At 44.8% G+C, this 12,098-nt stretch carries 9 protein-coding genes; 6 read left to right on the top strand and 3 right to left on the bottom strand.

Going from position 1 to position 12,098, the window contains the following annotated elements:
• Positions 1 to 769, top strand: a 769-nt coding sequence (locus ACX0G7_RS18210; protein ID WP_458924946.1) for a pectinesterase, incomplete at its 5' end; no start/stop codon positions are given.
• Between the two features lie 56 nt (positions 770 to 825).
• On the opposite strand, the gene ACX0G7_RS18205 is transcribed toward ACX0G7_RS18210, so the two are convergent.
• The 3 genes from ACX0G7_RS18205 to ACX0G7_RS18195 form a co-directional block, all read right to left on the bottom strand.
• Positions 826 to 3,801, bottom strand: a complete 2,976-nt coding sequence (locus tag ACX0G7_RS18205) for a T9SS type B sorting domain-containing protein (RefSeq protein ID WP_458924945.1) — start codon at positions 3,799 to 3,801, stop codon at positions 826 to 828.
• Between the two features lie 137 nt (positions 3,802 to 3,938).
• Positions 3,939 to 5,645, bottom strand: a complete 1,707-nt coding sequence (locus ACX0G7_RS18200; RefSeq protein ID WP_458924944.1) for a tetratricopeptide repeat protein — start codon at positions 5,643 to 5,645, stop codon at positions 3,939 to 3,941.
• A gap of 140 nt (positions 5,646 to 5,785) precedes the next feature.
• On the bottom strand, positions 5,786 to 6,739 hold the full coding sequence (locus tag ACX0G7_RS18195) for an alpha/beta fold hydrolase (RefSeq protein WP_458924943.1): 954 nt from the start codon (positions 6,737 to 6,739) through the stop codon (positions 5,786 to 5,788).
• Between the two features lie 209 nt (positions 6,740 to 6,948).
• On the opposite strand from ACX0G7_RS18195, the gene ACX0G7_RS18190 reads away from it, so the two are divergent.
• From ACX0G7_RS18190 to ACX0G7_RS18170, 5 genes are all read left to right on the top strand, one after another.
• Positions 6,949 to 7,464: a DinB family protein gene (locus ACX0G7_RS18190; protein ID WP_458924942.1), complete on the top strand. Its 516-nt coding sequence runs from the start codon at positions 6,949 to 6,951 to the stop codon at positions 7,462 to 7,464.
• A 139-nt stretch (positions 7,465 to 7,603) separates the two neighbouring features.
• Positions 7,604 to 8,125, top strand: coding sequence for a hypothetical protein (locus ACX0G7_RS18185; protein ID WP_458924941.1), 522 nt, complete (start codon positions 7,604 to 7,606; stop codon positions 8,123 to 8,125).
• A 262-nt stretch (positions 8,126 to 8,387) separates the two neighbouring features.
• Positions 8,388 to 8,963 carry a dihydrofolate reductase family protein gene (locus ACX0G7_RS18180; protein WP_458924940.1) on the top strand — a complete coding sequence of 192 codons (576 nt, stop codon included), beginning with the start codon at positions 8,388 to 8,390 and terminating at the stop codon, positions 8,961 to 8,963.
• A gap of 58 nt (positions 8,964 to 9,021) precedes the next feature.
• Entirely contained in the window at positions 9,022 to 10,368 is a 1,347-nt protein-coding gene (locus ACX0G7_RS18175) for a D-arabinono-1,4-lactone oxidase (protein ID WP_458924939.1), read from the top strand.
• A gap of 167 nt (positions 10,369 to 10,535) precedes the next feature.
• Positions 10,536 to 12,071, top strand: coding sequence for a sensor histidine kinase (locus tag ACX0G7_RS18170; RefSeq protein ID WP_458924938.1), 1,536 nt, complete (start codon positions 10,536 to 10,538; stop codon positions 12,069 to 12,071).
• The last annotated feature ends 27 nt before the right edge of the window (positions 12,072 to 12,098 follow it).

The following is a 12,098-nucleotide window of genomic DNA, read 5'->3' as shown; positions in this document are numbered from 1 at the left end:
GACTATCATTGCCCAGGCAATTGCAAGGGATGAATGGAGATGTAAACACAACGATGACTGGGGCGTGGCTACCCTGAACCTGGATGCAAATGATGTTACGCTGGAGAACCTCACAATTATCAATTCTTATGGAAGAGATTTTAAAACACCAAGATTGATAGCCTGTGGTACTGACACATCCGGCAAACCAAGATCCATTACAAATCAAAGTCATCAGATGGCCCTCCGAACCATGAATGCAACAAGACTGAAGGCAATAAATTGCCGCTTCACTGCTTATGGGGGCGACACCGTGAGCCCATGGAACGTTGACGGTGGTTTGTTTTATTTTAAGAATTGCATAATGGAAGGAGGCGTTGATTTTTATTGTCCCCGCGGATGGGCATATGCAGAGAACTGTGAATTCATCGTCCAAAGCGGGACAGCCGCGATCTGGCATGATGGCTCACGTCATGAAGATTCAAAGACAGTATTGAAAGACTGCAGTTTCACCGGTTATGACGGCTTCCGGCTCGGACGGTACCACCGGGATGCACAGTTCTATCTTGTCAACTGCCGCTTCCCTGAAAACATGGCGGATGCAGATATATATCTTGTTCCCACAGCGAATGAAATAAAATGGGGACGAAGAGTGTATTATTACAACTGTAGAAGAGCAGGCGGAGATTATACCTGGCATTTTGATAACCTGAACAATGCCCCGGGAAAGCCATCCGCTGATCAGCTTACTCCCGCCTGGGTGTTCGGCAAGCGATGGCCGGTATTTTAAGGGACGTGAAGAGAGTGATGAATGGAGAGTTATGAGTTATGAGTGAGTTATGAGTGTTAGCGGATTAGGAGGACCTGGCCTTTTAGTTCAGTAACCTGCCCGCCCTGCATCTGGTATACGCATTTCCAAACATAGTTGCCTATTTCTGCCGGCATACCTTTGAAAAAGCCATCCCATCCCTTCAGATGATCATCGGTTGAGAAAACAACCTGGCCATACCGGTTGAAGATGATGATAGAGTATTTCGTGACCGGTCCATAAACCATCGCCTTGAACAGATCGTTCTTGCCATCATGATTTGGTGTGAATGCGTTTGCCATGAAGACCCCGTTCAGACAGTCTTTTTCTGTCACTGTAATCGTCTCTGTCGCCGCGCAGCCATCTTTGGATGTTACTTTCAGGCTATATCTTCCGCCGTTGGTTATCGATATGCGGGGTGTTGTGGCACCCATGTTCCACTGATATGATTTATAATTACCGGTAGGGAACAACTCAAGATTTCTGAAACGGCAGATGGTATCGGTCGGTTTGAGAAAGGAACGCGGTGTTTCAAAAACTGTTCTGACCCTCATTGAATCGGAAGCAAAGCAATTGTTCTGGTCCCTGACGTGTACCCAGTAAGTGCCCGCGTCCTGTATGCTAATACTACGGCCACTGCTGCCATCTTGCCATTGGTAAGCGCTGAACTGGCCCGCATCCAGTTTCACAGGCTGATTCGTACACAGATCCCTGTCTTCACCCAGCGAAAATATGATCGGGTTAAACTTTTTTACTACAACGGTATCGCGGGTAAAGCAACCATTCACATCCTGTGCAACTACATCATACTGCCCCGGAGTGGTCACCTTCAAAATGCTATTGGTTGATCCCGTTGACCATTTATAATTATTGTAGCCACCGTCGGTCAGAAAGGTAATCGAATCGGTAAAACACAGGGTGGTATCTGCTCCTAGCCTTACCGGCCTCGGGAAAAGCAAATTAATTGCCATGGTGTCTTTTGCGGTGCACCCGTAGTCGGAAACCGCAGCCAATGTAATTAAAGCACTTGATGAAAATTTTGCGTTCGCCTTGTTGCCGGTTGCTGAAAGATTTTCCGCCGCTCCCCAGGCATAACTCAGGTAAGAAGGTTCCGCTGTTATGCTGAATGTGTCGTTGACGCATGGAGCCATAGAAGCAACATTAAATAGCGGGGGCAGAACTGCCGTGGTAATGGTTATTTCATCCGACGAAAGTTCACCACATGTGTTTGAGACATATACTACATAAACGCCCGCTGTTTTTGCCTGGTAGGTTACCTCATATGATCCATCCTGCCATATATATTGCACATAATTGTCACCGGCATTAAGAAGAACAGAATCACCCGGGCAAATCAAGGTATCATTACCCAGTGAAAGTGAGGAGGGTTGTTCATCCACCTGTACCCTTAAGCTATCCTGGAAAATATTACAATCAGTTTTGATCGTCGCATAGAGCCAGGTTGGACCAGATTTCAGAAATTGGAATACGGCTTCACCGGCGGAAGCACTGATGAATTTAACCCGGGTTGAATCATAGCTCCATTCCGGGTTTTTATCACAATCCGCGTTTGTGAAGTATTGAATCATTTTATCTGCATTCAAAGTACAGATCGGACCCGGATCCTGTATACGCACTTCCGTACAGAGATCAATCTCACCACAAATCACCTCATCTATATCAAATGTGGTAATAGAAGGAAAAAGATTTTCGTCTATCGAAGCCTGGATATATGACCTGGGCACTCTCTCCAGATCCACAGTACCTGGTGTTGGATTAAATCCCTGGAAGGTTGCCAGGTAGGGTTGATAACCGCAGAAACCGATTTCGCCTGCAGTGCCAAACTTCATAAGGTAGGTATGGGTAGTAGAACCGCCCATCGCTCCCCATCCCCCGGCAGTATAGATTTTGCCGTTATCGCCAACACCGAGGCCGCGTATCTGGGTTTCATGATCCTGCAGGTATTCATTCATAAATACGGGGTCAAGTTCTGAATCAAGCTTCATGATGACATGACTGTTCAGCGAGAAATCAGCGACGGAAAAATTCAGATAGAAAAATCCATCTTTTACATCTGCATAAGGAATGGAAACTATACCTGGAAGATATTTAAATCCCAACGGTTTTGCCAGGCTGTCGAAACGACCAATCATCAACTGATTATCTTTATCAGTACCTGCATAGAACGCGAGACCATTATCGTATTCAAGGAAACGTTGAAATACTGAACCGCTCCAGTTTTCTGGGAAGGAATAAGACTGGATCACATCACCGGAGTTCCTATTAATAAGAAATGAATTTCCCTGGTAACCTTCGGTTACTACTATATAACCGGCAGGAGAAGAGGTGATACTACCACTCATCGCGCCCGAGTTATTCAGTTTATGTACACTCGTCCAGATCTCATTGCCAGACATGTCCATTTTATAAAGCGAAAAACTGCCGGCATTAGGGCCGCCATCACCAGCAGTACCGAGAATGACAATGTTTCCATCCTGGTCCTTGTGAATGTCGGCTACGCCATCGCCGGCAGAATAAAAATCATCCTGTGTGTATATGCGCCTGGTCCAAAGCTTTTGAAGATTCGTGTTAACAAGGCTGAAGCTCATCGCCTTTTGCCCTGCTTCATCCCCGGTATAAACAAGCATAACATGATCGTCATCAAGCCTGAACATGCTGAAGTCTGCGTTTGTGCCTCCATGAAAGAAGTCGGCCGATCCCAGCAGGTTACCCTGTCCGTCAATGAGCTTCAACCCGCTGAAACCTTCAGTGCTTCCATCCGGAAGCGTGCTATAACGGTTGGTTGCGAGAATCTGCATGTTATTACCCATCAGGGCAAAGTTCGTCGGATATTCATGATCCTTGTCAGACCTGAACTTCTTATAATAGCTCGGGTAGCAATCCGTAGAATAAGCAGGCAAGCCTGGTTGTGCATAGGATTGGATAGATAGAATACATATAAGTATCCACAGCATTGTGAACCTCCCTGACAGGAACTGCTTCAGTGTGGGCATCGGACGACGTTATCTTAGTTATTGGATCGAAATAAAAAACCAGTCAAAACCAACCATACATTCAGTATGGAACTAAGTAACGTAAATCCATTCCAAATATTGGAAAAAGGGAATTCTAATCAGCAATTTGATCAGGATCAAACACGCGAAGAACTTATGGTGAGGTCGGACCACTTCCAGGCCTTATCAAATCGTGTTTTTACTAACTTTGCTTCTCGTATTTTTCCCTGTCCCATCAGGCTTTTGTATAGCCCCATCAAGGCCCAGCCGTTTTCGGGATAGGTCACCATATCCTGGAGATAAACCTTTTCTGCTTCTTCGAATTTTTTTGCCTGTAATAAGATATGACCCAGTGTGTGCCTTGTTGAAAAAAACCAATCAGGCGGTTCCTGGTACATCAGTGAATCTTCAATATCCCTTGCCTGTTCCAAAGAAGCTATGGCTTCATCGAACAAACCTTTTTTTGCATTTATCTCACCATTCAGAACGTTTGTTGCGATCGTAGTGAGCTGGGCAGCACTGTTGACGCCCCAGATAAACTGGGTGGCTAATCGGGTATCCTTTGCAACTTCTCTTATCGCCTGCAATTCTTTAGCTGCGTTTTCAGCATCATTTTTAGCATTGAACGCCATGCCGCGTGCATAATGCCATATCGCCAATGGATATATGAGTGCAGTATCCGGTTGTTGAAGTGTTAGTACATCATCCCATTTACCCAATTGTGTAAGCACGTAAAATGGAATGATAGAATAATGTTGGATCGCCGGATTCTCATATATATATGTCTTGTCGGAATGTCTTGCTATACTCCATGCAGCGTCGATCGCCTTTTTACTGTTGCCTTCAAGGAATGCACAGGCCGCAAGGAAATGTATATTGTGCGGATAATACATCATCGGATAAACGCCCTGTACTTTACACTGGGCAATATAACTACTATCGGCCGCGCTGGCTCTTTCATTTACGACAACCCCTTTGTGATATTCACCCGTGCGTATATCGATATGGGATGGCATGTGCAGGATATGTCCCGCGGATGGCAACATATTACGCAGACGGTTAGCCGCTGGTACCGCGTCCGCTACTCTTGGAGAAGCCTCCATCAGGTGGATGTACATATGATTTGCACCAACATGGTCCGGGGCAGTGGCCAATAATTTCTCCAATGTTTCCACTATTGCTGGTGTCCATGGTTTTGGCGTGCCATTGCGGAACCATAGATCCCACGGATGTTCGTTCATCATTGCATCAACATACAAGGCAGCAATATTTATGTCGTCCGGAAATTGCTCATGCGCCTTTTTCATTGCCGCTGAATATGCCTCATTATATGGCGTCATGTCCTTTACTTCTTTTTCGGGAAAACGTTGACGCAGTGCTGCAATCAGCGCTTTGGCTGAAGGTTTGGCAGAGGCGGAATATTTTACTGCTTTGTTGATTGCATCGTTAATTTCTTCAAGGCTGGTCGGGTTTAATGCAGCATTATAATTCGGGCCGAGAACCATTGCTAAGCCCCAATAAGGCATAGCAGAAGTTGAGTCGAGCCGGATCGCAGCCTTGAACGACCGGCCCGCTTCACCATGATTGAATGCATATATAAGAGTGAGGCCCTGGTCAAAATATTGCTGCGCCTTTGCTGACCTGGTCGTGATGGGATAATGAAGATTTCCCAGTCCCTTGAAAATCGGCGCGTTGGCCGCATCCAGTTTTGACGGATCAAATGACGGGGCACAATAGGTTTGGTTCCTAGCACGATTGGGAACCGCGGCTTGTTTTTCAGGCTGTGACGAAGTTAACATCAGCGTAGCCGATCCTACAACAAAAAAGAGAATAAGGGTTTTCATGTCTGTGTTGTTTTAAGTATCGTGGTCCGAAGATAATAGCCTGTTTACCTGGGTTGGATGACAGCAGTTGCGGAGAAATCGCAGATGTCATAAAGGTAATTATTCATATTATTCTCCGGAAATTGAGTTTAGGTTGATGATTATTTTGTTGCTATCTCTTTTACAAAAGCGGAAATATCTGTTGCTGTTTGCCGGGGAGCTTCCCAGTGGAATGCGTGACAGAGGTCTTTGTACACCAGCAACCGGGAGCCCGGAATTAAGCTTTTGAACTGTTCCTGTTCGGCGATGGAAGAGTAAGTATCCTTGTCGCCATAGATAATAAGGACAGGCGCATCTATTTTTTTCAGGCTTGCCGAGAAATCGACTTCCAATAGCCCTTTCAGCACCTCCTTCCATACCATGGAAGGCACCTTCATTGATTCACTGATAACTGAGTCAAGATAAGTTTCAGGTATAGGCACATAAAGCGTGCTTTTTTGAAAATCGCTCGCGAATGCACGATCAACCGGGTCTTTGAGCTGCGCAACCTGCGAGTTAAACTCAATTATTGCCTGATTCTTTTTAGAATTTGGAATGGTTGCCATCAATACGAGCCCCGCCACTTTTGAGGGATTCCTGATAGCAAAGGATTGAGCTATTGTTGATCCAAGGGAGTGTCCCACAATAATTGCTTTGTCAAGACCCTTGGCAGCCATAAAGGCGTCCAGGTCAGCGCTAAAATCTTCGGGACGATAGGTAGACAAGGGCTTGTCTGACTCGCCGTGCCCCCTGTGGGTTATCACGAGTGACCTGATATTGCCGGTCAGTTCCGGAACCACATAGTTGAAGGAATGCCTGGAGTCAGTAAAGCCATGTAGAAAGATCACGGGCGTGCCGTCGGGATTACCCGACTCTGAATACTCCAGGGTAACGCCGGTGCGAAGTGATATTCTCCCAACAAATGGACCTCCAGGATCAGGTAGTCCCGGGTTTGTATTGCTTTCGTGCAACCCGGGGTATTCACTGACTTCAAATGATCTGATGGTCTGTGCAGTTGTCCCGTTCCCTCCTAACAGGAAAAACATAGCGATTGGTAATAAGCGACGGTAATGCATAATAATTTTTTTTGCAAATCTGCGTCTTCCCGCCAGGTATTTCAATAACCAAAAGCCTCAGTATGCATCACCGAATCCGGTGTTATGTAACTACCGCGCTTTCGAACCCTTCCCTGTAAAAAATAAAAATCTACGGATCGGTAAATCCTGCTGACATAGGGTTGTCACCACGTGATTTTAACTTCATGCCATCATTAAAACTTCACTATATGCAAAACGTTATGGATCATCCGACAACAGATTCGGCTGTATTTACGCCTGCAGTTCTTCTCGAACATTGGCAAAGTCAACGGCGCCTCACCCGTAAAGTTATCATGGCTTTCCCCGAGGATGCGCTTCTCAATTATTCCATTGGTGGCATGCGTCCCTTTGCAGAGATGGTCGCTGAGCTGGTGGGTCTTGCTCATCATGGCATCAATGGTATAGTGTCAGGAAAATGGCAAAGCCTGGACTCCTTAGACAATCACGGAGTGCCTCAAAAAGCGATGAATAAAAATGATCTGCTCACAATATGGGATGAGCTGACCGAACACATCAATGACTTGTGGCCACAAATATCCATTGAAAGATTCAAGGAAGTTGATAATGCTTTCGGAATGTATGAAGGAGAAAACTACTCAACCCTTTTCTACTTTGTCGATAATGAAATTCATCATCGTGCACAGGGCTACGTGTACTTACGCTCTTTAGGCATCGAACCTCCTGCTTTCTGGGATACTAACTAATCAGGAAGATCGAAGAACTTTATCTGACTCCCATAAGTGGTGAGATGAATTGACAGGAGTGGGGATTTTTTTCGGGTTTGATCTGAGGTTTCTTTGCATCATACAAAAAACAAATAAACACTCAGTAAAACATCAGGCAATGAAAAAGTCAATTTCAATCGCGGCATTCATGCTCGCAACATCCCTGGCAGTATTCAGTTCAGTACAGGCACAATTGGTCGCACCGGTCAGCAGTATACTTAATGTAAGCAGCCATACCCTGGTACGCAAAGCAACGCTCACAGAAGAGTCGGCAGTAAATTCGAGAGTTTTGAAATCATTTTACCGCAATTTCAAGGCACCTGCTCCGGTTCAGTGGTCTACAGATGATCAGTTCTACCTGGCGTACTTCGTGAACGATGGCGTTCAGCACAGGATAACTTATCGGAAAAATGGCAAGATGGTGCAGACCCTGAAGACTTATGCAGCCGAAAAGCTCAACAAAGATATCAGAAGCCAGGTAGAAGAAGCTTATGATGGATATGATATCACAGGTGTGACAGAACTGACTTCCGATTTGGACACAGTTTATTTTGTGAACATAGAAAGCCGCAGAAAATTTAAAGAAGTGGTAGTGTATGAAGGCGAGCTGATGGTTCGCAAGCAGTTTGATCTTCAATAGCTGATTCCAGCTGGTAGCAGCAAAAATTAATCTTATCGCTACGGGGTAGTAATAATCGCTCTGCCACGTTCATCACCCCTTCAGCGTTATTTCATCCGTTAAAAAATTCCCGATTGAAACTGGCAAAGAGGCCGTCTTCGAAATGAAGCCGGCTTCTTTTTTCGTATAAGTCGCCACTGCTGATTCGTCAGTGCATTCACTTCAGCATATACCTGTCCAAATCACTTAATTTTCCGGCAGAGCAAACAAAATAAATTAGCTCATGAAAAAAATTATCCTGGATCTTGCAGTAACTCTTGACGGCTTTATTGAAGGCCCAAATGGTGAAACTGATTGGTGCATATTGGATGATGAATCAGAATTCGAAAAATCTGATTTCGCGCAATTCCTTAACGGCGTAGACACTATTTTTTATGGTAAAACAAGTTACGATCTGTGGGGAAACTATCAGCCGGGTGTAAATGCCGGAGCCGCAATGAAATCAATCTTCGCATTGGTACACAGTAAGATGAAATACGTTTTCTCAGGAACCAATTACCCGGGTAATGAGAGAACCAATTATATTCATACAAACAGCGATACTACACTGAATGAACATGTTCAAAAGATCAAAAAGCAGAACGGTAAGGATATCTGGCTGTATGGCGGGGCAAAGCTTATAACCACTTTCGTGAACCTGGATCTTGTAGATGTTTACCGGCTGGCTGTCCACCCGGTTATCCTTGGTGGTGGCAAGCCTCTGTTTGAAAACATTGCAGAAAGAAAGGACTTGAAATTAACCGGCTTGGCATCTTCGAAGGGTGGAGTCGTGATGCTGAATTATGAAGCGAAAAAGTGAGCCTTTTCAAACCGGCTATTCTTCCTATATTCAGATAAGAAAACTTAACGATGCTGTTATGGAAAAAAGAACCTTTCTTAAATTAACTACCGCAGCTATGGCTTCTCCACTGATTGCTCCTATTGAGACCTGGATACCCCAGGAAGAATTAAAGAACTGGGCCGGCAACCTAAAGTACAGCACTAATAAAATAGCTTACCCAAAAACGGTAGAAGAACTCAGGAAGCTGATAACCGGCCGTCCGAAGTTGAAGGTTCTTGGCACACGTCATTGTTTCAACCGGATAGCCGATAGTGTTGATTATTTTGTTTCGTTAAGGGACATGAACAAAGTGGTTAAACTGGATACCGGAGCAAATACGGTTACCGTCGAAGGCGGAATGAGGTATGGCGATCTTTGTCCTTTTCTTGAAAGCAAGGGTTATGCTTTGCACAATCTCGCTTCATTGCCGCACATCTCCGTAGCAGGTTCTTGCGCGACTGCTACCCATGGTTCGGGTGTTAAGAACGGCAATCTTGCAACCGGTGTATCAGCAATCGAATTTATTAATGCCGAAGGGGAACTCATACAACTTAGCAGGCAAAGCGATGGCGACAAGTTCAAGGCGATGGTTGTGGGGATGGGAGCCGCCGGTGCAATAACAAAAGTTACCCTTGATATAAGGCCGACCTTTAAAATGCGCCAGTATGTTTACCTCGGTCTTCCGGTGGCTGAGTTGCAAAAACATTTCGACGCCATTCTTGCTGTGGCTTATAGCGTAAGCCTGTTTACAGACTGGCAATCGGACAAAGTAAATGAGGTTTGGGTGAAAGCGCATGAAAAAGACAAGCTTGACTTTTCTAAGGTGAAAAGTTTTTATGGCGCGAGGGCCGCTACAAAAAATATGCATCCCATCGCCACCTTATCCGCTGAAAACTGTACCGAACAAATGGGAGTGCCAGGACCATGGTTCGAAAGGTTGCCTCATTTTAAAATGGGATTTACGCCTAGCAGCGGAGTGGAACTTCAGTCTGAATATTTTGTTCCCCGTCAACACGGACTCAATGCCTTTCTTGCTATTTCAAAACTTGGTAAGCAGATCGGTCCACATCTTTTTATTTCAGAGATACGGACTATCGATGAAGATGATTTATGGATGAGTCCATGTTACAAACAGCCCTGTACAACTATACATTTCACCTGGAAGCAGGATTGGCCGGCTGTAAGTAAGCTGCTGCCCGTGATCGAGGCGGCGCTGGAACCTTTTGATGCCCGGCCACACTGGGGTAAATTATTTTCGATATCCCCGGCTTTGTTACGTAAAAGATACCCTAAGTTGGAGGACTTCAAAAAACTTGTTGCCTCTTATGATCCCAAAGGAAAATTCCGAAACGAATTCCTGGATAAGAATTTTTATGCCTCATAAACACACGTGATGCCATGGTGCGTAAATTAATGGCCGTGATACGCATATTCATGGCAACCGCGCCACATTAATGGAAGGGGATTTCAAACCAATTTATCATGGTTTCATCACTTTTATTAAATGCGACGCTTTTGCCGTGTTAGTATTGCAAACAGAATATGCTAACCATGAACGAGTCATCAAACAAAGTAGAAAACTTCAGGAAGGTTGAGTTTTGGGCCACAACGACGCTTTTTGTTTTTGTCATCTTTTTCTTCATTACAGAAAGCGTCAGGTTTGACAGGTATGAGATCAATCTGCCAATCAAAACGCTTTTTAGTGAAGCAAATATGCAGTTCGATTATTTTCGCAACTACTTTTTTCCACAGCTTATCCGGTATATCACGCTGTTTGGCGCCTTCACCTATCTTAATTTTGTTATAGTCCCGCAAGTTTTCAGAAGAGAGAACATCTATAAAAATACCTTTATAATTGCTGTGATCTTTACCCTCACTACCATCATATTTGGTATTACCGGTACTTATTCCAGGGCATATCTGTTTGCAGAATATGAGTCAAGGCAGGAAGCATATAACCGGATCTTCCTCGATGCATTCCTTACCGCCTGTCGCCTGCTCCTCCTCCTGGCGTTCTATAGCATGTTGAAGTATGTCAGCGTGTACCTGCTGATCAATGCTGATAAGATAAAGGCAAGGTATCCTGCTGTTACGAGGGGCGGACTCATTGCCTTTATAGTATGGGCGATAATACTTTTTCTGCTTGCGGTCGGTGAAGCTGATCGCCCGGTGATCTTCCTGTGGGCGATCACTATTCCTGTGGGCATTTTGTTATACTGGTATTCATTTCATACGCTCATTTCCTCTTCGCTGTCTGGTAAAAGACCATTCCTGATGTATGTAATTAAGGCGATAGGAATTTTAGCCGTAACATCATTCGCCATAGCATTTTTGTTAATGCTCTTCATACTCAACGAGGATTTTGCATTCAGTCTGGGTGGAATAAGCTTCCTGATTCAAACCTTTATTACCGTACCGCTGACGTGGGTACTCTTTAAGAGGCACTTAAAAGGTAATGAAGAGTTATATGCGCTGAAGCAGGAACTGGGGCAGTCTAACGCCAGCCTCGATTTCCTCCGGTCACAGATCAATCCTCACTTCCTGTTTAACGCGTTGAATACTATTTATGGGACCGCGATCCAGGAAAAGGCTGAAAGAACAAGTGAGGGTATTCAACAATTGGGAGATATGATGCGATTTATGTTGCAGGAAAATCTCCAGGACAAAATCCCGCTGGCAAGAGAAACCGAATATTTGAATAATTATATTAGTTTACAGAGACTTAGAACGGACGCCATACCACAGGTAAAGATCGACGCAAGGATTGAAGATACCGTGAGGCCGGTGCAGATTGCGCCCATGTTGCTGATCCCATTCGTTGAAAACGCTTTCAAGCATGGCATCAGCTTTCGTGAGTCCTCACATATAAAAATCAGCCTGGAGGTGAAGGATAATACGCTGTACTTTGATGTTGCCAATAATAAACATCCCCGGACCGATGGGGATCCGGAAAAAAATAAAAGTGGCATAGGTCTTATCAATGTGAAGCAAAGACTGCAGCACATGTATCCCGGGAAGCATGAACTGATCATACGTGAAACAACAAAAGAATTTTTTGTGCATCTCACGATCAGGCTATCGAAGTAATGTCGCTATGAGATGTAAAACGGAACA

It is taken from the genome of Flavitalea antarctica, from assembly GCF_054461535.1.
The sequence above is the reverse complement of the archived record's forward strand: the minus strand, read 5'-3'. Positions and strand labels throughout refer to the sequence as shown.